This window comes from Stenotrophomonas sp., assembly GCF_059505245.1.
Genome location: NZ_JCACKF010000002.1, coordinates 87,419 through 111,653 on the forward strand (window position 1 = coordinate 87,419; position 24,235 = coordinate 111,653).

25 protein-coding genes are annotated in these 24,235 nt (G+C 67.3%); 10 read left to right on the forward strand and 15 right to left on the reverse strand.

All coding sequences use genetic code 11. The features are described 5' to 3' along the window. Positions 1–69: 69 nt before the first annotated feature. The 8 genes from trpD to AC5JLE_RS01435 form a co-directional block, all read right to left on the reverse strand. Complete coding sequence (gene trpD, locus AC5JLE_RS01400; RefSeq protein WP_049440043.1) at positions 70–1,101, reverse strand: anthranilate phosphoribosyltransferase; 1,032 nt, start codon at positions 1,099–1,101, stop codon at positions 70–72. A 16-nt stretch (positions 1,102–1,117) separates the two neighbouring features. Further along, the gene (locus AC5JLE_RS01405) at positions 1,118–1,705 is read right to left on the reverse strand and encodes an anthranilate synthase component II (RefSeq protein WP_014038739.1); all 588 of its coding nucleotides are present in this window, start codon (positions 1,703–1,705) and stop codon (positions 1,118–1,120) included. A gap of 2 nt (positions 1,706–1,707) precedes the next feature. Then, positions 1,708–2,487, reverse strand: a complete 780-nt coding sequence (locus AC5JLE_RS01410; protein ID WP_014648669.1) for an SIMPL domain-containing protein — start codon at positions 2,485–2,487, stop codon at positions 1,708–1,710. 67 nt (positions 2,488–2,554) lie between these two features. Next, on the reverse strand, positions 2,555–4,030 hold the full coding sequence (trpE, locus tag AC5JLE_RS01415) for an anthranilate synthase component I (RefSeq protein ID WP_100450706.1): 1,476 nt from the start codon (positions 4,028–4,030) through the stop codon (positions 2,555–2,557). A 298-nt stretch (positions 4,031–4,328) separates the two neighbouring features. Continuing rightward, positions 4,329–5,258, reverse strand: coding sequence for a lipid kinase YegS (gene yegS / locus AC5JLE_RS01420; RefSeq protein WP_069117732.1), 930 nt, complete (start codon positions 5,256–5,258; stop codon positions 4,329–4,331). A gap of 224 nt (positions 5,259–5,482) precedes the next feature. Then, complete coding sequence (locus AC5JLE_RS01425; protein WP_065178874.1) at positions 5,483–5,965, reverse strand: GNAT family N-acetyltransferase; 483 nt, start codon at positions 5,963–5,965, stop codon at positions 5,483–5,485. Between the two features lie 12 nt (positions 5,966–5,977). After that, the gene (rpe, locus tag AC5JLE_RS01430; RefSeq protein ID WP_100450708.1) at positions 5,978–6,655 is read right to left on the reverse strand and encodes a ribulose-phosphate 3-epimerase; all 678 of its coding nucleotides are present in this window, start codon (positions 6,653–6,655) and stop codon (positions 5,978–5,980) included. Positions 6,656–6,712: 57 nt separating this feature from the next. Next, entirely contained in the window at positions 6,713–7,042 is a 330-nt protein-coding gene (locus AC5JLE_RS01435) for a J domain-containing protein (protein ID WP_005411327.1), read from the reverse strand. Between the two features lie 144 nt (positions 7,043–7,186). Here AC5JLE_RS01435 and AC5JLE_RS01440 point away from each other — a divergent pair, with 144 nt between their 5' ends. From AC5JLE_RS01440 to AC5JLE_RS01475, 8 genes are all read left to right on the forward strand, one after another. After that, complete coding sequence (locus tag AC5JLE_RS01440) at positions 7,187–8,113, forward strand: phosphoribosylaminoimidazolesuccinocarboxamide synthase (protein ID WP_014648673.1); 927 nt, start codon at positions 7,187–7,189, stop codon at positions 8,111–8,113. 146 nt (positions 8,114–8,259) lie between these two features. Further along, positions 8,260–8,745: an Mpo1 family 2-hydroxy fatty acid dioxygenase gene (locus tag AC5JLE_RS01445; protein WP_014648674.1), complete on the forward strand. Its 486-nt coding sequence runs from the start codon at positions 8,260–8,262 to the stop codon at positions 8,743–8,745. Between the two features lie 333 nt (positions 8,746–9,078). Next, positions 9,079–11,907, forward strand: a complete 2,829-nt coding sequence (locus tag AC5JLE_RS01450; protein WP_049440037.1) for a monovalent cation/H+ antiporter subunit A — start codon at positions 9,079–9,081, stop codon at positions 11,905–11,907. Then, entirely contained in the window at positions 11,907–12,299 is a 393-nt protein-coding gene (locus tag AC5JLE_RS01455) for a Na+/H+ antiporter subunit C (protein ID WP_069117726.1), read from the forward strand. The genes AC5JLE_RS01450 and AC5JLE_RS01455 overlap by 1 nt, the downstream gene beginning before the upstream one ends. Further along, entirely contained in the window at positions 12,296–13,831 is a 1,536-nt protein-coding gene (locus AC5JLE_RS01460; protein WP_049404530.1) for a monovalent cation/H+ antiporter subunit D, read from the forward strand. The genes AC5JLE_RS01455 and AC5JLE_RS01460 overlap by 4 nt, the downstream gene beginning before the upstream one ends. Next, complete coding sequence (locus AC5JLE_RS01465; protein WP_032957141.1) at positions 13,828–14,334, forward strand: Na+/H+ antiporter subunit E; 507 nt, start codon at positions 13,828–13,830, stop codon at positions 14,332–14,334. The genes AC5JLE_RS01460 and AC5JLE_RS01465 overlap by 4 nt, the downstream gene beginning before the upstream one ends. Beyond that, complete coding sequence (locus tag AC5JLE_RS01470; RefSeq protein ID WP_006399171.1) at positions 14,331–14,615, forward strand: K+/H+ antiporter subunit F; 285 nt, start codon at positions 14,331–14,333, stop codon at positions 14,613–14,615. Before AC5JLE_RS01465 ends, AC5JLE_RS01470 begins: the two co-directional genes overlap by 4 nt. Continuing rightward, positions 14,612–15,001 (forward strand): Na+/H+ antiporter subunit G, encoded by a 390-nt coding sequence (locus AC5JLE_RS01475; RefSeq protein WP_014648679.1) that lies wholly within the window; start codon positions 14,612–14,614, stop codon positions 14,999–15,001. Before AC5JLE_RS01470 ends, AC5JLE_RS01475 begins: the two co-directional genes overlap by 4 nt. Positions 15,002–15,075: 74 nt before the next feature. On the opposite strand, the gene AC5JLE_RS01480 is transcribed toward AC5JLE_RS01475, so the two are convergent. Both AC5JLE_RS01480 and AC5JLE_RS01485 read right to left on the reverse strand, forming a co-directional pair. Beyond that, entirely contained in the window at positions 15,076–16,035 is a 960-nt protein-coding gene (locus AC5JLE_RS01480) for a sodium:calcium antiporter (protein ID WP_478441913.1), read from the reverse strand. A gap of 72 nt (positions 16,036–16,107) precedes the next feature. Continuing rightward, positions 16,108–16,764 (reverse strand): hypothetical protein, encoded by a 657-nt coding sequence (locus tag AC5JLE_RS01485; RefSeq protein ID WP_197621469.1) that lies wholly within the window; start codon positions 16,762–16,764, stop codon positions 16,108–16,110. A 125-nt stretch (positions 16,765–16,889) separates the two neighbouring features. Between AC5JLE_RS01485 and AC5JLE_RS01490 the strand changes: the two genes are divergently transcribed. After that, positions 16,890–17,438, forward strand: a complete 549-nt coding sequence (locus tag AC5JLE_RS01490) for a hypothetical protein (RefSeq protein ID WP_496064938.1) — start codon at positions 16,890–16,892, stop codon at positions 17,436–17,438. A gap of 84 nt (positions 17,439–17,522) precedes the next feature. On the opposite strand, the gene hmgA is transcribed toward AC5JLE_RS01490, so the two are convergent. Together hmgA and hppD are read right to left on the reverse strand one after the other, a co-directional pair. After that, the gene (gene hmgA / locus AC5JLE_RS01495) at positions 17,523–18,821 is read right to left on the reverse strand and encodes a homogentisate 1,2-dioxygenase (protein ID WP_014648683.1); all 1,299 of its coding nucleotides are present in this window, start codon (positions 18,819–18,821) and stop codon (positions 17,523–17,525) included. 85 nt (positions 18,822–18,906) lie between these two features. Beyond that, a complete protein-coding gene (gene hppD, locus AC5JLE_RS01500; protein ID WP_014648684.1) occupies positions 18,907–20,019 on the reverse strand; it encodes a 4-hydroxyphenylpyruvate dioxygenase in 1,113 nt (370 codons plus the stop codon). Positions 20,020–20,148: 129 nt separating this feature from the next. On the opposite strand from hppD, the gene AC5JLE_RS01505 reads away from it, so the two are divergent. Continuing rightward, complete coding sequence (locus AC5JLE_RS01505) at positions 20,149–20,643, forward strand: MarR family winged helix-turn-helix transcriptional regulator (RefSeq protein WP_014648685.1); 495 nt, start codon at positions 20,149–20,151, stop codon at positions 20,641–20,643. A gap of 80 nt (positions 20,644–20,723) precedes the next feature. On the opposite strand, the gene AC5JLE_RS01510 is transcribed toward AC5JLE_RS01505, so the two are convergent. The 3 genes from AC5JLE_RS01510 to AC5JLE_RS01520 all read right to left on the reverse strand — a co-directional run bounded on the left by AC5JLE_RS01510 (position 20,724) and on the right by AC5JLE_RS01520 (position 24,215). Continuing rightward, positions 20,724–21,863, reverse strand: coding sequence for a hypothetical protein (locus AC5JLE_RS01510; RefSeq protein ID WP_014648686.1), 1,140 nt, complete (start codon positions 21,861–21,863; stop codon positions 20,724–20,726). Positions 21,864–22,090: 227 nt separating this feature from the next. Next, positions 22,091–22,696 carry a thioredoxin family protein gene (locus AC5JLE_RS01515; protein WP_014648687.1) on the reverse strand — a complete coding sequence of 202 codons (606 nt, stop codon included), beginning with the start codon at positions 22,694–22,696 and terminating at the stop codon, positions 22,091–22,093. 19 nt (positions 22,697–22,715) lie between these two features. Continuing rightward, positions 22,716–24,215, reverse strand: coding sequence for a peptide MFS transporter (locus tag AC5JLE_RS01520; protein WP_014648688.1), 1,500 nt, complete (start codon positions 24,213–24,215; stop codon positions 22,716–22,718). Positions 24,216–24,235 lie beyond the last annotated feature (20 nt).

Genomic DNA, 24,235 nt, shown 5'->3' on the forward strand with positions numbered 1-24,235 from the left:
TCGGTTCGGTGCGGGGGCGGTGAGGACGGCCATTATCGGCCATCGACGGGGTCAGGCTGAACCGCGCGCTCAGGCAACCAGCGCGCGGGTGGTCTCAACATACTGCTGCAGGCGCTGGCGGGCACTGCCGTTGGCGATGGCGGCACGGGCGCGGGCCAGGCCGTCGCCGATGTCGCTGGCCACGCCGGCAACGTACAGCGCGGCGCCGGCATTCAACGCAACGATGTCCAGCGCCGGGCCGGGCTCATTGTCCAGTACCGCGCGCAGCATCTGGATGGACTGCTCCGGGCTGTCCACGCGCAGGTTGCGGCTGGCCGACATGGCGATGCCGAAGTCCTCCGGGTGGATCTCGTACTCGCGCACCTTGCCGTCGCGCAGTTCGCCCACCAGCGTGCCGGCACCCAGCGAGATCTCGTCCATGTTGTCGCGGCCCCAGACCACCATGGCGCGCTCGGTGCCCAGCTCGCGCAGCACGCGGGCCTGGATGCCCACCAGATCGGGATGGAACACGCCCATCAGCACCGACGGCGCGCTGGCCGGATTGGTCAGCGGGCCGAGGATGTTGAAGATGGTGCGCACGCCCATCTCGCGGCGTACCGGCGCAACGACCTTCATCGAAGGATGGTGGATCGGCGCGAACATGAAACCGATGCCGGTCTGCTCGATGGCCGCGGCCACCTGATCCGGCTGCAGTTCGATCACCGCGCCCAGCGCTTCCAGCGCATCGGCACTGCCGGACTTGGACGACACGCTGCGGTTGCCATGCTTGGCCACGCGCGCACCGGCGGCAGCGGCCACGAACATCGAGCAGGTGGAGATGTTGAAGGTGTGCGAGCCATCGCCACCGGTACCGACGATATCAACCAGGTTGGAGGTATCGGCCACCGGCACTGGCCGGGCGAATTCACGCATCACGGTGGCCGCCGCGGCGATCTCGTCCACGGTCTCCTTCTTCACGCGCAGCCCGGTGAGGATCGCCGCGGTCATCATCGGCGAGACGTCGCCGCGCATGATCTGCCGCATCAGGTCGACCATTTCGTCGAAAAAGATTTCGCGGTGTTCGATGGTGCGATGCAGGGCTTCCTGGGGGGAGAAGCTCATGGGAATGCTCCTTGGATCAGGCCGCCGGACGCTGCAGGAAATTGCGCAGCAGGGCGTGGCCGTGTTCGGTGAGGATGGACTCGGGGTGGAACTGCACGCCTTCCACCGGGAACTGGCGGTGGCGCAGGCCCATGATTTCTTCGATCGAGCCGTCGTCGTTCTCGGTCCAGGCGGTCACTTCCAGCACATCGGGCAGGCTGTTCTTGTCCACCACCAGCGAGTGGTAGCGGGTGGCCTGGTAGCGGTCCGGCAGGCCGGCGAACACGCCCTTGCCTTCATGGCGGATCGGCGAGGTCTTGCCGTGCATGATGTTGCCGGCACGGATGACCGTGCCGCCGTAGACCTGGCCGATGCCCTGGTGGCCCAGGCAGACGCCGAGGATCGGCGTGGTCGGACCCAGGCGCTGGATCAGCTCCAGCGACACGCCCGCTTCGTTGGGCGTGCACGGGCCGGGCGAAATGACGATGCGCTCGGGCTTCTGCGCGGCGATCTCGTCCACGCTCATCGCATCGTTGCGCACCACCTTCACCTCGGCGCCCAGCGTCTGCAGGTACTGCACGAGGTTGTAGGTGAAGCTGTCGTAGTTGTCGATCATCCACAACATGGTCAGGTTCCGTCGCTTATGAGGAAAATGGCGTACACGTTTTCGGTGTAGGTGATGGGGCCGGCTTCAATGGATTCGGGCTCAGCGGGCGCGGGCGCGGAGGCGGGCGCGTAGCTGCCGGTCACCGAGATCCTGTCGAGGTCCCCGCCGTCCTCGCCCTGCTGCGGCCATTGCCCGGCCCGGATGCCGTAGGCGAAGTCCGGCGCCACATCGGAGATGCTGTACAGGCCACGCACTCTTGTTCCATAGGCCTTGGCCAGGCCCTGCGCGGACTCGCGGGTCTGGGCCGCTGCCTCGCCCTTGAGTTCGCGGCGCAGCGCCACTTCGCCCGAATAGGTCGGCGCCAGGCTGCTCACCTGTACGTTCTCGTTGGCCTTCAACGCCCCCAGCACATCCTGCATCGCCTTCACGCTGGCGAAGCTGGCACGCAGCTGGCGCGATACGCGGGTACCGATGAAGACCTGCCGGTTCTGCTCATAGCGCGTGGCCGGGCCGATCCGCAGGTTGTCCGCGCGCACGCTGCCCTCCACCGCCTTGTGCTGCTTGAACAGTGCCAGCACGCGGGCAACGTTGTCCTGCACGCGGCGGCGCGCGGCGTCGGCGTCCATGTCGGTCTCTTCGATGTTCAACTGCAGGCCGAACCGATCCGGCATCACCGTGCGGCTGCCCTGCCCCTTCACCAGCAGGTGCGGCTGCGAGGGAATCGTGTTGGCCTGCGCCCACGCAGACGGGGCCATCGTGGCCAGCAGTGACGACCACAGCAATGCGCTCAGCAGCTTCATGCGGTACTCCTTGTCTTGAATGGGAACAGCGGAAGGTGCCGCGGCGCAGGCCACGGCACGGGGAGGATCACAGGCCCTTGGCGGCCTGGGCGACGGCGCGGAACAGCGCGCGGCCCTTGTTCATCGTCTCGTCCCATTCCTTGTCCGGGTCCGAGTCGTAGACGATGCCGGCACCGGCCTGCACGTACAGGCGGCCATCCTTGATCACCGCGGTGCGGATCGCGATCGCGGTATCGGCATCGCCGTGCCAGCCGATGTAGCCGATACTGCCGGCGTAGACATTGCGCTTGATCGGTTCCAGCTCGCGGATCACTTCCAGCGCGCGGATCTTCGGCGCGCCGCTGACCGTGCCGGCCGGGAAGGTGGCACGCAGCACGTCGGCATAGCTCAGGCCCGGCTGCAGCTGCCCGGTCACTTCGCTGACGATGTGCATCACGTGGCTGTAGCGTTCGATCACGAACTGCTCGCCCACCTCCACGGTACCTGCCTTCGAGACGCGGCCGGCATCGTTGCGGCCCAGGTCGATCAGCATCAGATGCTCGGCGCGTTCCTTCGGATCGGCCAGCAGCTCGGCTTCCAGCGCCAGGTCCAGCTCGGGCGTGGCGCCACGCGGGCGGGTGCCGGCGATCGGGCGCACGGTGACTTCGCCATCCTGAAGGCGTACCAGGATTTCCGGCGATGAACCGACCACCTGCAGGTCGCCGACATCCAGGAAGTACATGTACGGCGACGGGTTCAGTGCACGCAGCGCGCGGTACACATCCACCGGGCGCGCCTTGAACGGCACGCTCAGGCGCTGGCTGAGCACCACCTGGAAGATGTCGCCGGCGCGGATGTATTCCTTGCTGCGCTGGACCGCATCGACGAACCCTTCGCGGGTGAAACCGGAGACAAAATCCGATTCGTCCAGCACGTCGCTGTTGAGCGGCGCCGGATAGCCGGCACCCGGTGCACGCAGCTTGGCAGTCAGTGCATCCAGGCGCGCCTGGGCCTGCTCGAAGGCACCGTCGACGCGCGGGTCGGCGTGCACGATCAGGTACAGCCGGCCCTTGAGATTGTCGAACACCGCCAGCTCGTTGGAGTCCAGCAGCAGGATGTCCGGCGTGCCCAGCTCATCGCGGCCGGCCGGCGGGGCCAGGCGCGGCTCGATGTAGCCGATGCACTCGAAACCGAACCAGCCGACCAGGCCACCGGTGAAGCCCGGCAGGCCGTCCAGCTTCGGCACCGAGTGGGCGCTGCGCAGCGCCTCGACTTCGGCGAACGGGTCGGCCACTTCGCGGGTGTCCACCACCTGGCCGTCTTCGCGCACGGTCAGCGTGTGGCCATGGAAGGCGTACACGCGACGCGCCGGCAGGCCGATGATCGAGTAACGACCAAAGCGCTCGCCGCCTTCGACGGATTCAAACAGGTAGGTATTGGGGCCGTCGGCGAGCTTCAGATAGACCGAAAGCGGCGTGTCCAGGTCGGACAGCACTTCACGGACGACGGGAATATGGGTGTGGCCTTCAGCGGCCTGCTGCTGAAACTGAGCGTGCGAGTTCAAGACGACTTTCCTTCCGGGACACAGCGTTATGGGAGCGGACGACGGCAACGGGCCACCATCGCCACCAACGGCGTGCGGAAGAAAGGGTATGCGGGGTCGTCAGGCTGGACACCCCCTGACTGTATCGCAGCCGGGGCGGGAGGGGAACCCTGGGAAACTGAACCACGGGACGGCCGAGCCGGCCACGGGAACCGACGACGCGGACCGGTAGAGTCGACTGTAAGTCGACTTGCGCGCGTAGCGCGGGGTTTTACGCCGTCGGAACGAAAAGCAGTCGACCAACAGTCGACTTTACCCCCTACCCGGCCAGCAACGGGCATCCGGTCGGCAGGTGCATCCGCACCCTGCCCGGCACGCACGCGATGCGGAACTGGCGGGCCTGGACTGGTTCGCCGTCCAGGTTGAGGGTCAACGGGCGCTCGGACTCCACCTGCAGCCACGGCAGCCGCGCGCGCGTGGCCAGCTGTTCGAGCGCCGCCTGGGTGCCCGACTTCAGCATCTGGCCGAGCGTGGCGGTGACCTCACCTTCCAGTTCCGGAAGCACGGTGACATCCAGCAGCCCATCGTCGATCACGGCCTGCGGGCACAACTGCTGGCCACCGCCGGCCTGCCGGCCATTGCCGATGCCCAGGGCGATGAAGTCGCCTTCCCACGCGAAATCCGGGCCGGACAGCCGCGCGGTGATCGGCTCGATGCGGCCCAGCTTGGCGATGCCGGTGATCACATAGGCCAGCCCGCCCAGCATCTTCTTCAGGCCGGCATCGGTCTCCACCGTCACCTGCGTGCCGAAGCCGCCACTGGCGAGGTTGGCGCACCACCAGGGCGTGCCATCGGCGTCCACGCGCAGCAGATCGATGGCACGCGGCGTGGTTTGTCCGATCAACGCAAACGCGCCCTCAGGCTCGGTCGGAATACCCGCAGCCGTGGCGAAATCGTTGGCGGTCCCCATCGGGATCAGCGCCAGCGAGGGCAGCGCATCCGCCGCTTCCTCACGATGCGCCAGGGTTTCGGCCACCGCGCTGAGCGTGCCATCGCCACCGGCGGCAACGATCACGTCCACGCCATGATCGATGGCCTCGGCCACGTAGCGTTCGGCGTCACCGTCCTCCCAGGTCACCCGCACGTCCAGCTGCACGCCCTGTCCGCGCCAGTGGCCGACGGCATCGCGCAGCTCCTCGTTGCCAGCGGATTTGCCATTGAGGATCAGGCGCCAGCGCGGGGTGGTCATGCGGTACTTCCAGGAGGGGGTGGCACAGGCTAGCAATGCGCTGTTTGCCCGCGGTGAATGTCACGCAGGTGTCATTCAGTTGCTGGAGAATGGAAGGCCATAGCAGGGACGATGGATGGAGGCAGGATCAGCCTCCCACGCATGCAGCGAGGCCACGCCAGTGATTGGCGTGGCTTTTTTTTTGCCCAGCAGTAGATCCACGCCAAGCGTGGATGCACGTCATCTCACCCGTTGGCGAAATCGTGCAGCGCCTGGCCCTGCAACCGGTACACGGTCCACTCGTCCTGCGGTTTGGCACCGGCAGCGGTGTAGAACTCGATGGCCGGGGTGTTCCAGTCCAGCACCGACCATTCGAAACGGCCGCAGCCCTCGGCCACGGCCTGGCGCGCGATGTACTTCAGCAGTGCCTTGCCGGCGCCCGCACCGCGCTTTTCCTGGCTGACGTAGAGGTCTTCCAGGTAGATGCCCTTGCGGCCCAGCCAGGTGGAATAGTTGTAGAAATACACCGCATAGCCGATGGCCTCGCCGTCGGCTTCGCAGATCAACGCGCGCGCCGTGGCATCGGCGCCGAACAGGCTCTCGGCGATGCCGATCTCATCGGTCTGCACCGAATGCTCGGCCTTCTCGTAGATGGCCAGCTCGCGGATGAAATGCAGGATCAATCCCGCATCGGCTACGGTGGCCGGGCGGATGTTCAACACGGCCACCGTACTCATGGCTCAGCCCCGTGCCGCAGCGACGTTGGCGCGCATCTGCGCGATCACATCCTGGTAGCTGGTCCTGGCGTTGAAGATGGCCGAACCGGCGACAAAGGTGTCGGCGCCGGCAGCGGCGATCTCGCCGATGTTGTCGGCCTTCACGCCGCCGTCGATCTCCAGGCGGATGTCCTTGCCGCTGGCATCGATCATCTTGCGCACCACGCGCAGCTTGTCCAGCGCCGAGGGGATGAAGGCCTGGCCGCCGAAGCCCGGGTTGACCGACATCAGCAGCACCAGGTCCAGGTCATCCAGCACCCAGTCGAGGATGTCCACCGGAGTGGCCGGATTGAGCACGATGCCCGGCTTGCAGCCCAGCGAGCGGATCAGCTGGATGGTGCGGTGCACGTGGCGGCTCGCCTCCGGGTGGAAGCTGATGTAGGTGGCACCGGCCTCGGCGAAGTCCGGGATGATGCGATCCACCGGCTCGACCATCAGGTGCACGTCGATCGGCGCGGTGACGCCATGCTTGCGCAGCGCCTGGCAGACCATCGGCCCGATGGTCAGGTTCGGCACGTAGTGGTTGTCCATCACGTCGAAGTGGACCCAGTCCGCGCCAGCGGCGAGGACGTTGTCGACTTCCTCGCCGAGGCGGGCGAAGTCGGCAGACAGGATGGAGGGGGCGATGAGGCAGTTGGACATGGCCGGGGCCTTCGGAACGGGGAAAAGGTTCTCCCGCCCGCAGGCGGGACTCTGGAATCAGCGCTTGCGCAGGGTCTTGATGCGGTCGTAGGCGGCATTGATCCGCCGCGACTTCTGCTCGGCCTGCTGCTGCAGCTCGGGGGCGGCACCGCCCAGCTTGTCGGGGTGGTACTGCGAGATCAGCTTGCGGTAGGCGCGCTCGACCTCGGCATCGGTGGCCTCGGAGGTCAGCCCCAGCTCCCGGTACGGGTTCTCCTTGTTCAGGCGGAACCAGTCCGAATCGAAGGCGTGGCCGATCAACAGGCCGACCACCGCACCGAACAGCGGATTGGGCCGGAACAGCAGGGCGCCGGCGATGAATCCGAGCAGTTTTCCGTACCAGCGCATGGCGCTCCGGGGTCGACCGACGAAATGGACGCTCATTTTACGTCACAGCGGGCCCGGACCGCTTTACACTAGGCCGCCCGCTGGTCAGCGGGCCCGCCGGGTCCGTTGGGCAGCAGCCGTATCGACAACGCCCCAGGAGTGCCCGTGCCAACCACGCTGTTGCAATCCGATCTCCCCGGCCTGCCCTTGCGCCATCGCGGCAAGGTGCGTGATGTGTTCGATATCCCGCGCGAGCGGCTGCCAGCCGGAACCCCGCCGGGCGAGTACCTGCTGATGGTCGCCACCGATCGCCTGTCGGCGTTCGACGTGGTCCTGCCTGACCCGATTCCGGGCAAGGGCGAGATGCTCTGCCAGGTCTCCAACTTCTGGTTCGCCAAGACCGCGCACCTGATGCCCAACCACCTGACCGGCATCGACGTGGCCAGCGTGCTGCCCGAAGGCGTGGACCCAGCCCTGTACGCCAAGCGTGCGGTGGTCACCCGCAAGCTGAAGCCGGTGCCGGTGGAAGCGATCGCCCGCGGCTACCTGATCGGCAGCGGCTGGAAGGACTACCAGCGCACCGGCAAGGTCAGCGGCATTGACCTGCCCGATGGCCTGCGCCAGGCCGAGCAGTTGCCGGAGCCGATCTTCACCCCCTCGACCAAGGCCGCCGTCGGCGACCATGACGAGAACATCGATTTCGATGCGATGGTGAAGCAGGTCGGTGCGGAACTGGCCGAGCGCGTGCGCGACGCCACCCTGCGCATCTACAAGTTCGCGGCCGATTACGCCCGCGAGCGCGGCATCATCCTGGCCGATACCAAGTTCGAGTTCGGTACCGACGCCGATGGCCGCCTGTACATCATGGACGAGATGCTGACGCCGGATTCCTCCCGTTACTGGCCGGCCGACGAATACGAAGTGGGCACCAGCCCGCCGAGCTACGACAAGCAGTTCGTGCGCGATTACCTGGAGACGCTGGACTGGGGCAAGACCGCCCCGGGCCCGAGCATCCCGGCCGAGATCATCGAGCGCACCCGCGCCAAGTACGCCGAGGCGCTGCAGCGCCTGGCCGGGATCAGCGTCGACTGATCCCCCCGCGTCCCCCCGGCCGGAAAGGCGGGGGGCGCTCTGATCGCGGTAGTGCCGGCCGCTGGCCGGCAACCTCGCGAACTCGGCTATGCTCTGGAGTGCCGGCCAGCGGCCGGCACTACCGTTGCCCGAGGAAGCGACGCAGCATGCAGACATCCACCCAGCTTGCGCGGCCGATCGACCGCTATTTCGCCAGCTACTCCGACGACCACCGCAATGTGATCAACCAGCGCATCCACGTGGTGGCGGTCCCGGCGATCCTGTGGTCGGTGGTGGCCCTGCTGTGGTGCCTGCCGCCGCTGATCACCTGGTTCCAGTACGGCATCTGGTCGGCGTTGGCGATGTTCAGCGCGTGGTGCTTCTACAACAAGCTGTCGCGCCCGCTGGGCATCGGCATGCTCATCCAGTTCTTCGTGTTCGGCTGCCTGTGCCGGCTGCTGGAGGCCGAGATCGGCCTGCAGGCCCTGCGCTGGCTGGCGGTGGGCGTGTTCGTGGTGGCCTGGATCGCGCAGTTCATCGGCCACAAATTCGAGGGCCGCAAGCCCAGCTTCCTGACCGACCTGACCTACCTGCTGATCGGCCCGGCCTGGGTGATGGCCAAGTTCTACCGCAAGCTGGACTGGCGCTACTGACCTGGCGGCGGCCGACAGCGGCCGTCGTTTCCTGAACGGGCGGATTCCGTCACCCGTAGTCCACGGGAGCCCTGCCAGCCTGCGCCGGTGATCCGCTCCCCATTGCCCGCCCGTCGACGGCAGCCCCTGTGCGACAGGGCCTGCGGTCTCCCTGCGTGGGCGTAGGGTGTCCCCCGAGGGCAGCCAGGGAAGGGATGCAGGAATGTGATGTTGCATCGCAGAAAAAATGAATCAGCGAACGTTACATGCAATTGATCGCTGTTCGATGGGTTTCGGCGACATTTCGCAGCCTGTTATCCTCCCTGACCTGCTCGTGAATCATGGATTCCCTGCATGCTCCCCAGCCTGCCCCTGCTGCTGGCCCTGCCGTTCCTGATGGCAGCGGCTGTTGCGGCCTTCCCCCGTAGTTCGCGCTCGACTGCTGCCTGGCTGGCGGCGCTGGCGCCGTTGGGCGGGCTGGCCATCCTCGGCTGGCTGACCCCGTCGGTGCTCGATGGCCAGGTGGTCCGCACCCTGGTGCCCTGGCTGCCGCAGATCGGGCTGGACTTCACCCTGCGACTGGACGGGCTGGCCTGGATGTTCGCCGGGCTGGTGCTCGGCATCGGCGCGCTGGTGGTGCTGTATGCGCGCTACTACCTGAGCCAGCAGGACAACGCGCACCGCTTCTACTGCTACCTGCTGCTGTTCATGGGCGCCATGCTGGGCATGGTGCTGTCGGGCAACCTGCTGTTGCTGATGATCTTCTGGGAAATGACCAGCATCAGTTCGTTCCTGCTGATCGGCTTCTGGTCGCACCGCCAGGACGCCCGCGAAGGCGCACGCATGGCGCTGGTGATTACCGGTGGCGGTGGCCTGGCCCTGCTCGGTGGCGTGCTGCTGATCGGCCGCATCGTCGGCAGCTTCGACCTGGACGTGGTGCTGGCTGCTGGCGAGCAGATCCGCGCCAGCGCGCTGTACCCCTACGCCCTGTTCCTGGTACTGGCCGGCATCTTCACCAAGAGCGCGCAGTTCCCGTTCCACTTCTGGCTGCCGCACGCGATGGCGGCGCCGACCCCGGTCTCGGCCTACCTGCACTCGGCCACCATGGTAAAGGCCGGCGTGTTCCTGCTGGCGCGCCTGCATCCGGCACTGGCCGGCAGCGACCTGTTCTTCTACACGGTCAGCGGCATCGGCGCACTGACCCTGCTGATCGGCGCCTGGAATGCGATCTTCCAGCATGACCTGAAGGGCCTGCTGGCGTACTCGACCATTTCCCACCTGGGCCTGATCACCCTGCTGTTCGGCCTGTCCACGCCGATGGCGGTGGTGGCCGGCGTGTTCCACATCCTCAACCACGCCACCTTCAAGGCCTCGCTGTTCATGGCCGCCGGCATCATCGACCACGAGACCGGTACCCGAGACATGCGCAAGCTGGGAGGCCTGCGCAGGCTGATGCCGTTTACCAGCGCGCTGGCGATCATCGCCTCGCTGGCGATGGCTGGCATCCCCCTGCTCAATGGCTTCCTGTCCAAGGAAATGCTGTTCGCCGAAGCGATCACGGCCGGCGGCCCGGGAATCATGCGCACGGCGGTGTCGATCGCAGCGTTGCTGGCGGGCGTATTCGGGGTGGCGTACAGCCTGCGCTTCGTGCACGACACCTTCTTCGGCCCCGGCCCGCACGACCTGGACCGCGTGCCCCACGAACCGCCGCGCTGGATGAAGGTGCCGGTGGAACTGCTGGTGGTGATCTGCGTGGCGGTGGGCGTGGCACCGGCACTGACCGTAGCGCCGGTGCTGCACGCCGCTGCGGCCTCGATCCTCGGCGACGCCATGCCCGAGTACAGCCTGGCGGTATGGCACGGCTTCAACCTGCCGCTGGCGATGAGCGCGATCGGCGTGATCGGCGGCGTGGCGCTGTACTTCGGCCTGCGCAAGCTGATCAACCTGCACGCCGTGACCAACGTCAGCACTGGCCGCAATGTGTTCCATGCGCAGCTGGACGCGATCTCCGCACTGGCCATGCGCCTGACCAACGGCATCGCCAACGGCAGCCTTCAGCGCATGCTGCTGGGCCTGGTGCTGGTGGCGATCGTGGCCGCCGCCGCGCCGTTCGTGGCCAACCCCGCCTCGCCGAACTGGACCAGGCCACAGCCGATCCCGCTGCTGGGCTGGGCGCTGTGGCTGGTGATGATGGCCTGCGCGGTGGCTACCCTGCGTATCTACAAGCAGCGCCTGCTGGCGGTGCTGCTGGTCGGCGGCGTCGGCCTGATGGTGGCGCTGACCTTCGTGTTCCTGTCCGCGCCGGACCTGGCCCTGACCCAGCTGCTGGTGGAGATGGTGACCCTGGTGCTGATGCTGCTGGGCATGAACTACCTGCCTGCGCAGTCCGGGCCGGAGCGGCCGCGCTGGCGCAAGCGCCGTGACGCGGTGATCGCGATCATCGCCGGTGCCGGACTTGGCGCCTTGGCCTATTCCGCGATGACCCTGCCGCCGAACACCATGGCCGGCGAGCTGCTCGCCCGTGCCCTGCCCGAGGCCTATGGCCAGAACGTGGTCAACGTGATCCTGGTCGACTTCCGCGGCTTCGATACCTTCGGCGAGATCACCGTGTTCGGCATCGCCGCGCTGGTGGTGCATGCCCTGCTGCGGCGCACGCGGATGGCGCCGGAGCAGATCATGCCCGGCCCGCCGATCAAGCTGCCGGTGCCGGCCGACCTGGCCCAGATCATGTTCCCGCTGACCCTGACCGTGTCGATCTTCCTGTTCCTGCGCGGCCACAACGCGCCGGGTGGCGGCTTCATCGCCGGCCTGGTGCTGGCGGTGCCGCTGCTGATCCAGTACGTGATCCAGGGCACTGCGTCGGTGGAGTCGCGCTTCGGCTTCGACTACATCCGCTGCATCGGCATGGGCCTGCTGATCGCCCTGCTCAGCGGCAGCGCGTCGATGCTGTTCGGCGTGCCGTTCCTGACCAGCGGCCACCTCGACCTGCACCTGCCGCTGATCGGCGACGTGCCGCTGGCCAGTGCGATTGGTTTTGACATCGGCGTCTATCTGGTGGTGTTCGGCGGTGCCATGCTGATGCTGTCGATGATGGGCACGATCAAGCCATCGCGTACCCGTACCGCCCGCAAGGGTGAGATCGACCTGCAACGCCGCTCGGCACGCACCGGGGAGATGCACTGATGGAACTGGCCCTGGCTACCGCGATCGGCGTGCTGACCGCCATCGGCATCTACCTGCTGCTGCGTGCGCGCAGCTTCGATGTGATCCTCGGCATGACCTTCCTGTCCTATGCGACCAACCTGCTGATCTTCGCCGGTGGCCGCGTGGTGCTGGGCAAGGCGCCGGTGCTGCAGGAGGGCGTGGACAGCCACCTGGGCAACTACACCGACCCGCTGCCGCAGGCACTGGTGCTGACCGCGATCGTGATCGCCTTCGCGATGACCGCGGTGAGCATCGTGCTGGCCATGCGCAGCCGCAGCGACAACCACAGCGACCATGTGGACGCGCACGAGCCGGATGACGACCTGCAGGATGATCGCGTGCCGCCACGGCAGGGCGAGGACCGCGCATGAACCACCTGGTCATCCTGCCGATCCTGATTCCGCTGCTGGGTGCGGCACTGTCGCTGTTCGTCGAACACCGCCGCTATGGCCCCAGGGTGCAGCGCGCGGTGGCCTGGACCGCGCTGTCGGCGCTGGCGCTGGCGGTGGGCCTGCTGTTCGCGTCGACCGCGGGCGGTGATATCAACGTCTACCTGCTGGGCGACTGGCCGTCGCGGCTGGGAATCGCGCTGGTGGCCGACCGGCTTTCGGCGTGGATGCTGCTGACCACCCTGCTGCTGGCCATTCCCTGCCTGCTGCACGCCTGCTCGGGCTGGGACCGCCGCGCACCGCACTTCCATGCGCTGTTCCAGTTCCAGCTGGTCGGCCTCAACGGTGCGTTCCTGACCGGCGACATCTTCAACCTGTTCGTGTTCTTCGAGGTGATGCTGATCGCTTCCTACGGCCTGCTGCTCAGTGGTGGCCGTGGCCTGCGCATGCGCATCGGCCTGCACTACGTGGTGTTCAACGTCACCGCCTCGACCCTGTTCCTGATCGCTCTGGGCCTGCTGTACGCCACGCTGGGTTCGCTGAACATGGCCGAGCTGTCGCAGCGCATCGCCGAGGTACCGCCGGCGCAGCTGACCCTGGTGAAGGCGACGATGGGCCTGTTGCTGCTGGTGTTCTGCGCCAAGGCCGCCCTGATGCCGCTGTACCTGTGGCTGCCGGAAGCCTATTCACGCGCACCGGCGGCGGTGGCTGCGCTGTTCGCGATCATGACCAAGGTCGGCCTGTACTCGGTGCTGCGCATCCAGATGCTGTGGTTCGGCGACGATGCCGGCGCGATGGCCGGCTACGGCCGTGACTGGCTGCTGTGGGCCGGTGTGGCGACGCTGGTGCTGGGCGGCCTGGGCGCCCTCGCCGCGACCCGCCTGCGCGTGCTGATCTCCTACCTGGTGATCGTGTCGGCAGCCACGCTGTTCATCGCCTTCTCGGTCGGCACACCGCAGGTGCTCTCGGCCGGCCTGTACTACCTGCCGCACAGCAGCTTCGTCGCCGCCGCGCTGTTCCTGATCGCCGACCTGATCCGCCGTCGTCGCGGCGGTGCCAGCGACCGCAAGGAAGTGGTCGCGCCGATGCCGGGCAAGGAGACACCCGCCGTGCTGTTCCTGATCGGCGCGGTGTCGGTGGCCGGCCTGCCGCCGCTGTCCGGTTTCCTGGCCAAGGCCGCACTGCTGGCCGGCATGCCGGCGCAGTACACCGCTCCGGTCTGGACCGCGGTGCTGGTCAGCAGCCTGCTGGTGATCATGGGCCTGACCCGCGGCGGCATCCGCCTGTTCTGGCGCGTGCCGCCTGTCGATCCGGAGGCACCGAAGCCGCGCAAGGCTCCTCTGCGCCGGGTGGAGCTGTACGCCGCGTGCATCCTGCTGGCCTACGGTATCGCCATGACCCTGGCCGCTGCACCGTTGATGCGCTACACCGACGCCACCGCCGCACAGCTGCTGCAACCGAGCGAGTACGTGCAGCAGCTGCGCGCGACCGCACCGGAGATCCGCCAGCCATGACCGCCCAGCGCTCCCTGTTCCGTCGCCTGATTCCCTCGCCAATGCTCAGCATCATGGTGGTGGCGTTCTGGCTGCTGATGTCCGACAGCTTCACCCTCGGCCAGATCGTGCTGGGGCTGGTGCTGGGCGTGGTGGTGCCGCTGTTCGCCGCACGCCTGGACCGCGAGTTCGCGCGCATCGGCACGTTGCGGCCGCTGCCCAAGCTGGTATGCGTGACCCTGTGGGACATCCTGATGTCCAACATCCGCGTGGCCCTGCAGGTGCTGGGCCCGGAGAAGAAGATTCACCCCGGTTTCATCTGGCTGCCGCTGGACATCGCCAACATCCACGGCATCGCGGCGCTGACCAGCATGATCACGCTGACCCCGGGCACGGTCTCGGCCGCGCTCAGCGACGACCGCAAGTTCCTGCTGGTGCACGTGCTGCACCTGGAGGACCCACAGGACCTGATCGATACGATCAAGCGCCGCTACGAGGCGCCGTTGATGGAGATCTTCCCATGACTGGATTCCAGATCATCCAGACCACGCTGGTGGTGTGCATGCACGTGGTCGGCCTGGCCATGCTGCTGGCCACCTGGCGCCTGCTGCGCGGGCCGACCGTGCCCGACCGCATCCTCGCACTGGACACGTTGTCGGTGACCGCCATTGCCGAGCTGATGCTGTTCGGCATGTACCTCAACTCCGCGATCTACTTCGAAGCCGCACTGGTCATCGCCATGCTCGGCTTCGGCAGCACCGTGGTGCTGAGCAAGTTCGTGCTGCGCCGGGACATCGTCGAATGATCACCGCGATCCAGATCGGCCTGTCGATCCTGCTGCTGTTCGGCTGCTTCTTCATCCTGGTCGGCGCACTGGGGCTGGTGAAGCTGTCCACGTTCTTCAAGCGCCTGCACGCGCCGACCAAGGCCAGCACGCTGGGCGTGGGCTGCGTGCTGGTGTGCTCGGTCTGCTACCACATCTTCCTGGGCCAGGACCCGCAGCCGCGCGAGCTGCTGATCACCGTATTCCTGTTCATCACCGCGCCGATCAGCGCCCACATGATGGCCAAGGCGGCGCTGTCGCTGCTGATGGAAACCCGTCCCAGCCTGCCGGGCAACGAGCCGGCTGCCGAGGAACAGCTTCCGCCGCCGGAACCGGCGCGGGAAGAGGAAGCCACGCAGAACCGGTAGTGCCGGCCGCTGGCCGGCAGTGGCAAGGGTTCCGTCAGAGGCAGTGAGGTTGCCGGCCAGCGGCCGGCACTACCTCATGCCGCGCCGACCAGCAGCAGCTCCAGCACGAACCAGCCGGCGAACGCGACCAGCAGGATTCCGCCTTCACCGCGGCTGATCTTCAGATCGCCACGCAGCATCGGGTACAGCACCAGGGCGAACGCCAGCAGTGCCGGCAGTTCCAGGCGCACGAACGAGGCCGGCAACGCCAACGGCTGCAATACCGCCATCGCCCCGATCACCAGCAGCAGGTTGACCACGCTGGAGCCCAGCACGTGGCCAAGCACCATGTCGCCGTGGCCGCGACGCGCGGCAGCAATTGCGGTTGCCACCTCCGGCAGTGCGGTGCCGATCGCCACCGGCAGCAGGCCGACCAGCAGCGGTGTCCAGCCCAGCGCGGCACCGAAGTCAGCGGCGGCGCCCACGACCAGGCGCGCGCCCCAGTACAGCGTCAGCGCTGCGATCAGCACCCGCAGCACGTTCAACGGCAGGCTGGTGCGGCTCAGGGCGGACTCGGCGATGGCCGCCTGCACCTCGGCACGCTCAACGCGGCCGCGGCGCAGCAGCAGCACCTGCATGACGATGAAGCCTGCCACCAGCACGCCGCCTTCCCAGCGCGCCAGGCGACCATCCAGCCCGAACAGGACCAGCAGCACGCCGGCCACCAGCAGCGACCACCACAGCACCGTCTGCAGGCGCGCGCGCAGCAACAGGGGCGCGGCGATGGCTGCCACCGCCAGGGTGAAGCCCAGGTTGACGATGCTGCTGCCCACGGCATTGCCCAGTGCCAGCTCCGGTTGGCCGACCGCCAGCGCGCGCGCATTGACCGCCAGTTCCGGCAACGAGGTGGTCACCCCGAGCAGCAGCAGCCCGGCAGTGAACGGGCTGGCCCCGAAGCGCTGGGCCAGGCCGGACACGGCCTTGACGATGGAATCCCCGCCCAGCGCCAGCAACAGCAGGCCGAGCAGGAACCAGGCAATGGCAATGGCGATCATCGAGCACTCCCCAGCAGTGGTGGCGCGATTCTACGCTTGGCCCGAGCGCATGGCTGGGCGGTGGATCAAGGATCAGCCACAGCCTTCGGCGTAATCGACCTGCGGGGTCTGGCCGACGCGCCAGGCGCTGACCCGACCATCGGCGCCGAGCGCGAAGTCGATGACCGCCCCGCCTTCCTGCGCCGGGCGCACGCGCAGGTGCTGCGCCTTCTCGTCGTACTTGTCAGGGCCGACGTCCGCGCGCTCTGGGTACAGCACCTGCAGCTCGCCCAGGGTCATGCCGACCTTGCCGCCGCCCGGAGCGATGATCGCCGCACTGCGCACGTCATAGCGCACCAGCTTGCGTGCCTCGATCATCAGGCGAGGGTCTTCAGCGCCCTGCGGACGCAGGAAGTAGCAGCCGTCGTTGCTGTCGTCGGCCGGCAGGGGCTTGCCATTGGCGTCGGTGCCCAGTCCCTGCAGCGGCGTGCCGAAGCCGCTGCGGACCTCGGCGATGCCGGCGCCCAGCGTGACGCCGCCGAAGCCGTCCAGGCGCGCTGGACTGTCCTTGCGGAGGTCGTTGGCCGGGCGGGCGGCCAGGTCGGGATCCGCCGACTGCGCGGGCCCGGTCGCCGAGGCGGTTTCGGCCGGGGTGTCGCTGCCACTGCCGGCCGCCCCCTGCTTGTCGGGGCCAGCACTGCAGGCGGTGAGCGAAAGGAGCAACAGACCAGCAAGCGGAAGGTGCTTCATCGGTGCGGTTCCCTGGCACGAAGATGGCTGCACGCTAGCCCATCCCGTGTGCAGGCGCTGCATTGTCATCGCGGTTTCATCGCCTTCGTTCAGGCTCGGCGTGCACCGACTTGGCTGTCCCTTCCATGCAACCGCGCAAGACCGAACTCGCCCGAACCGCGCTGCAGGCCCATCGCGCGCCGCTGGACATGCGCCAGCGCCGGCTGCTGATCCTGTGCGACGGCCAGCGCAGCATCGCCGACCTGACCGGCCTGCTCGGCCAGGACGCGCCCGCCATGGTCATCCAGCTGGTGCAGGCCGGCTACCTGAGCACCGGTACCGGCGCCACAGCCGCACCGCCACCACCACCACCCGCAGACGCGGCAGCACCGGCACCCGCCACGCCGGCGGCGGCACCGGCTGCACCCGCAACCGGCAGCGAGCGCCGCCGCTCGCTGGTGGCCGCGCGCATCTATGTACTGGGCATCCTGGAAATGCAGCGCCACCCGCAGGCGGCGGCGCTGTTCCGCGACCTGCAGCAGGCGCGCGCCGAAAGTGAAGTACTGCAGGTGCTGCACTCGGCGATGCAGATGCTGCCCGGGCTGACCTCGGAGGGTTATTGCCAGCGTGTGCGGCAACGCCTGCTGGAAGCGCTGCCGCTGGAGCATTGCGACGCGTTCACCGAGGCCGCCTGAAGAAAAAGGGGACGGAGGGGATTAAGTCGTTTCAGGCACACGTGTGCTGATTGCGGCTTAATCCCCTCCGTCCCCTTTTTCGGGTCAGCGGTAGTTGTTGCGCAGGCCGTTCCAGCACTGCTGGTAATCGCCCTGGCGATGGCCGGCGGCCAGCGCCTGCGCGGTCGGGCGGATCACCGCGCGGGTCTCGAACATGAAGGCCATCGTGTCCTTGATCACATCGGCCTTGGACAGATCGGCATTGGAGGCCTTGTCGAAGGTCGGCGCATCCGGGCCGTGACCGCTCATGCAGTTGTGCAGCGATGCGCCACCCGGCACGAAGCCTTCGGCCTTGGCATCGTAGGCACCATGCACCAGGCCCATGAACTCGCTGGCGATGTTGCGGTGGAACCACGGCGGGCGGAACGTGTTCTGCGCCACCAGCCAGCGCGGCGGGAAGATCGCGAAGTCCATGTTGCTGGTGCCGGGTGTGTCGCTGGGCGAATGCAGCACCAGGAAGATCGACGGGTCCGGATGGTCGTAGCTGATCGAACCGATGGCGTTGAAGCGACGCAGGTCGTAGCGGTATGGCGCGTAATTGCCGTGCCAGGCCACCACGTCCAGCGGCGAATGGTCGATCGGCGCGCGCCACAGGCGGCCCTCGAACTTGGCGATCAGTTCGAAATCGCCATCGACATCCTCGAACGCCGCGTGCGGGGTCTCGAAGTCACGCGGGTTGGCCAGGCCGTTGGAACCGATCGGGCCAAGGTCGGGCAGCTTCAGCAGCGCGCCGTAGTTCTCGCAGATGTAGCCGCGGCTCGGGCCATCGGGAAGTTCCACGCGGAACCGCACGCCGCGCGGGATCACCGCGATCTGCTGCGGCTCGATCTCGATCACGCCCAGCTCGGTCAGCAGGCGCAGTGCGCCCAGCTGCGGCACGATCAGCAGTTCACCGTCGGCGTCGTAGAAGTAGCGGCCGACCATGTCGCGGTTGGCAGCGTAAAGGTGGATGCCCACGCCGGCATGCGCGTCGGGCGAGCCGTTGCCACCCATCGTGTACAGGCCTTCGACAAAGTCGGTCGGCAGCTCCGGCAGCGGCAGCGGGCTCCAGCGCAGCTGGTTCGGTGAAGCCGGCTGTGCGCCGAAATCACACTGCAGCTGCGACTGCGCGAACGGAGTGAACTCGCCATGGGTCACCGCGGGGCGGATCCGGTACAGCCAGCTGCGGCGATTGCTGCCGCGCGGCGCGGTGAAGGCGGTGCCGGTCAGCTGTTCGGCGTACAGGCCGTGGGCCACCTTCTGCGGTGAGTTCTGCCCGACTGGCAGCGCGCCGGCGACGGCCTCGGTGGCGAATTCGTTGCCGAAGCCGGACTGGTAGCCGCGGGCGGTGATGGCGGGGGACATGGGAACTCCAGAGATTGCCGGCCAGCGGCCGGCACTACCATTCGGACAGGCAATGCCGACGGGACGCCGACATTGCCTGCGGACCTTACAGCACGCCGCGGCGGATCTGGTCGCGCTCGATGCTTTCAAACAGCGCGGTGAAGTTGCCTTCGCCGAAACCTTCGTTGCCCTTGCGCTGGATGATCTCGAAGAAGATCGGGCCAATGCAGTTCTGGGTGAAGATCTGCAGCAGCTTGCGCTGGTGGGTTTCCGGATCGGCGTCGATCAGGATCTTGTTCCTGGCCAGGCGCGCCACGTCTTCACCGTGGTTCGGCACGCGCTGGTCGATCACGTCGAAATAGGTTTCCGGCGTGTCGAGGAAATCCACGCCCTGCGCGCGCATCGCTTCGACGGTCTCGTAGATGTTCTCGGTGAAGCAGGCGATGTGCTGGATGCCCTCGCCCTTGTACGCGTCCAGGTACTCGTTGATCTGGCTCTTCGGGTCGGACGATTCGTTCAGCGGGATGCGCACGATGCCGTCCGGCGCGGTCATCGCCTTGGACACCAGGCCGGTCTTCAGGCCCTTGATGTCGAAGTAGCGGATCTCGCGGAAGTTGAACAGGCGCTCGTAGTAGTCCGACCACTGCTGCATGTTGCCGAAGTACAGGTTGTGGGTCAGGTGGTCGATGAAGGTCAGGCCGAAGCCGAACGGGTGCAGGTCGGCCCCTGCGATCGGCTCGTAGTCGCCGTCGTAGATGCTGCCGGCGCTGCCATAGCGGTCGACCAGGTACAGCATGCAGTCGCCGATGCCCTTGATGACCGGCGCGCTGACCGCCTTGCTGTCCGGCTTGAAGGCGATGGCTTCGGCGCCGTTGCCCAGCGCGGTCTGGTAGACCTCCTGGCCCGGCTTCTTGAAGCGGATGGCGAAGCCACAGGCGCAGGGGCCATGCTTTTCGGCGAAGTCGGCGGCGAACGAATCGGGGTCTTCGTTGACCAGGAAGTTGACGTCGCCCTGGCGATAGACGGTAATCGGACGCTGCTTGTGCTTGAGCACCGCGCTGAAGCCCATCTTCCGGAAGTACTCGTGCAGCTCCTGGCCACGGCCGGCCGGGGCGGCGAATTCGACGAACTCGAAGCCGTCGATGCCCATCGGGTTCTCGAAGGTGGTGACCTGCATGCCGGGATTGGGATGCGAGGCGGTCGGGACTGCGGTATTCATGGCGTGGCTCCGAATCGGTACCGCATCGGTACAAACCAGGTGCGGGCAGGTAGGGACCCGGCGAGAATGCAGGGTCTGGACCCACCCCTTATAGTTACACTTGAAACCACCAGCAAGGTGCACCGCAACATGAGCCCCGCCGATCCCGTTTCGACCCGCCTGCGTGCCTCGCACGTCCTGCTCGACCTGGAACAGTTCCTGCCGTACCGGCTGAGCGTGCTGTCCAACCGGGTCAGCGGCAACATCGCCAAGCTGTACGGCGATCGTTACGGTCTGGCGATCCCCGAGTGGCGGGTCATCACCATCCTGGCGCTGTACCCGGGCTCCTCGGCCAGCGAGGTCTCCGACCGCACGGCGATGGACAAGGTGGCGGTCAGCCGCGCCGTGGCCCGCCTGCTGGAGCGCGGCTTCATCAAGCGCGAGACCCACGGCGACGATCGCCGCCGCTCGGTGCTGGCGCTGTCGGCTGCCGGTTTCGAGGTGTACGAGACCATCGCGCCGATGGTGATCGAGATCACCCGCAAGCTGATGTCGGTGCTGAGCGAAGAGGAAGAGCAGGTGCTGGAAAAGCTGATCCTTCGCCTGGCCGGCGAAGGCCTGGAGCGGATGGGCGAAGGCGTCTGAAAGAAAAAGGGACGGAGGGGATTAAGTCGCATCAGGCACACCTGTGCTGATTGCGGCTTAATCCCCTCCGTCCCCTTTTTTCAGCTGAGGTGCTTGCGGCGTGCGTGGATCCACGGCACGGCCAGTGCTGCGATGGCGCCGCCGGCGAAGCCCAGCGAGGCGGCCACCGTCGCTGCTTCGACCGCCCCCGGCAGCGCCAGCGCCGCCGCCACCAGCAGCAACGACGGCAGGCCGACGAAGGTGCCCAGGAAGAAGTGCCAGCGCGGTGACCAGGTGTTGAGCTGCAGCAGGCTGACCGGCTGCCAGGCGTCCGAGGCGGCGTCCTCGGCGATCTTCGCCACGGCCTTGGCCAGGTCCACTTCCGGCAGCGCGCGCCCCAGGCGGGCAGTCGCCAGCAGCTCGGCCACCGCTTCCACCGGCGGGAAGCTGGACGGCCACGCAACCGGCGCCGGCACGCCGTAGGCGGTCAGCAGCGGCACGCTCAACCACGGCGCCACCAGCGGGCGCATGCGGCGGCGCCCGTGCACGCACCAGATCTGCGGCTGGCCGTGCGCAGTGACGCTGTACAGCGCCAGTTCGTTGGCCGGCGGATAGCCGAGCATGGTCACCCGCGCGGCCAGGCTGTCCTGGCCCATCGCGCGCAGGAAGCCGGGGCGGCTGCGACCTTCCTGCATCCACGCCAGGCCCAGTGCGCCCACCAGATATGCCTCGGCGACGTCCTTGCTGCCGGCCGTGGCGCGCTCGTCACTGGCCAGATACCACGCCAGTGATTTCGGTTCGGCCACATCGTCCAGGCCCCAGCGGCTGTCGTCACCCAACACATGGCGCACCGGCAGTCGCGCGGGGGCGGTCTCGCCACGCTCGCCGGTCTGCAGGAAGGGCAGCACGCCCTGGATGAAGGTGGACAGCTCGATCGCGCGCGCGCCGTGGCCCTGCCATTCGGGCGGCAGCAGCCCGGCCAGCTGGCCTTCGGCGGCCAGCGCATCAAGCCGGGACTTCTGCTCGACCAGCTTCTGCACCGCCCCCTTCAGCACCACGTTGTCGGGCAGCGCGATCTGCGGCAGGCGATGGCGTGGCGGCGCCAGGTCGACGCTGTCCTCGCCGGTACCGGCGTCATCCAGCAGCGCTTCCTGCGGCGGCAGGGTCACGCCCTCGCCTGCCCCACCCTCGGCCAGGTCGCTGGCGGGTTCGGGCAATCGTTCGGCGTGGTCGCTGTGCATGGGCGTTCCGGAAGGTTGCATCGACGGGATGTCGACTGAGGTCCTTGCCGGTAACGGCGTGCTCACGGTGAAGTTGAGACGCCGATTCAGAGAGTGTGACGGTGCGCGCAGTAGATCCGCGCCAGGCGTGGATGCGCCTCAGTGCCGACCAACGGTCGGCACCCACCGGGGTGGGCGGTCAGCGGTCGGCACCCACCAGAGCATGCCGGCCAGCGGCCGGCACTACCCTATTCCGGTTTGTCAGGCGCCCACTGCTTGAGGAAGGCACTCACCCGCGCAGGCTGGAACGCCTCGCCCCTGCGCAGCTCGCCGGTGGCCTGCGATACCAGCAGGCCGCCATCTGCATCGAGCACCAGCAGGTACGGGTAGTCGCGCGCCATCACCGGGTACTGGGCGAAGAAGGCGGTGTTGGGCTGCTCGTCGCTGGCGTTGACCTTCACCCACACGTAGTGGGCATCGCGGAAGCGACGCAGGTCGCCGTTGCCTTCCACCACGTCGTCCAGCGCCCGGCAGCGCTCACAGGCGGCGTTGCCGACCTCCAGCAGGATCCGCTTCTTGCCACGCTGGGCTTCCACCTTGGCGGTGGCCAGGTCGTCGGCGGGGTTGCGGGCCGGGTCGAACTGCGCGCCGAGCCCGGCGATGGCGGCGATGTCCGCCGCCACCGGGGTGTTGCCCGAGGCCACCGGTTCGCTGGGGTCAGCAACCGGTGGCTCGGTGGGTCGGGTATCCAGGGGCTGCGTGGGCTCGGCGGCGGCAGGCGGTTGCGGTTGCGAACAGGCGCCGATCAGCGCCGCACAGACCACCACCATTGCACCACCGAGCTTGCTGCGCATGCCTTCTACCCTCTCATCATTACTTGACGCCGTGCATCAGCTTGTTGATCAGCGGGGCGATCAGGAACAGCACCACGCCGGAGCCGATCAGGGCCCAGAACCCGAAGGTATACCCCTTCAGGGCCGACTCGACCGTCATGCCGCCTTCACCACTGACCACGCCGGCGAAGATGCCCGACAGGTTGTTGCCGATGCCGGTGGACAGGAACCAGCCACCCATGCCGAAGCCGACCAGGCGCACCGGGGCCAGCTTGGTCACCATCGACAGGCCGATCGGCGACAGGCACAGCTCACCCACCGACTGGATGACGTAGACCATGAACAGGGTCCAGAACGGGATCTTGCCGTCAACGACCATCTGCGACAGGGCGAACATCAGCAGGGCGAAGGCGGCGCCGTTGAACAGCAGGCCCAGGCCGAACTTGCGCGGGATGGACGGATTGGCGCGGCCCATGGCCACCCAGATCCAGGCGATGACCGGCGCCAGGGTGATGATGGCCACCGAGTTGACCGACTGGAACCACGCGGTCGGGAAGGTCCAGTCACCGAACTGGCGGTTGACGATGTTCTCGGCCAGGAAGGTGAACGAGCTGCCGGCCTGTTCGAAGAACATCCAGAACATCACGTTGAAGGCGAAGATGATCAGCATGGCGATCACGCGGTCGCGCTGCACCTTGCCTTCGCGGACGCCCTCGACCAGCAGCAGGATGGCCAGCGCGGTGAACATCGCGCCCAGGATCCAGGCCAGCGCGGTGGCACCGGTAGCCAGCAGGAAGTACGCCACCGGGATGGCGACCACGGCACCGGCAAGCACCATGATGATGCGGCCGAAGCCTTCAGCGCCGGCCGGCGGTGCACCGATGCCCTTCAGGCCGGCGCGACCGATGTAGAACCACACCAGCGAGATCAGCATGCCCACGCCCGAGGCGATGAACACGACCTTGTAGGACGGCATCGCGTCGGTACCGAACACCTTGCGGGCCAGGTACTCGGTCAGCACCGGGGCGATCATCGCGCCGATGTTGATGCCCATGTAGAAGATGGTGAAGCCGGAGTCGCGGCGCTCGTCCTTCAGGCCGTACAGCTTGCCGACCATGGTCGAGATGTTGGGCTTGAACAGGCCGTTGCCTACGATGATCGTGGCCAGGCCAAGCTTGAAGATGTGCTCCTGCGGCAGCGAGATCATGAACAGGCCTGCGGCCATGATGATCGCGCCGGTCAGGATCGAGCGCTGGTAGCCCAGTACCCGGTCGGCCACGTAGCCACCGAAGATCGCCGCGGCGTATACCAGGGCCAGGTAGGCGCCATAGATGCGGCTGGCGTCGCCTTCACCGGCAGCGCTGCCGTTGTAGAACTGGGCGACGATGTACAGCACCAACGCCCAGCGGATGCCGTAGAACGCAAAGCGCTCCCAGAACTCGGTCATGAACAGCATCCACAACGGGCGCGGGTGGCCCAGCGTGGTCTTGAAGTCCGGCAGCGCCGGCTCTGGGGTGTTCGCAGTGGCGTTTACGCTCATGCGGATTTCCTGGTTCGGTG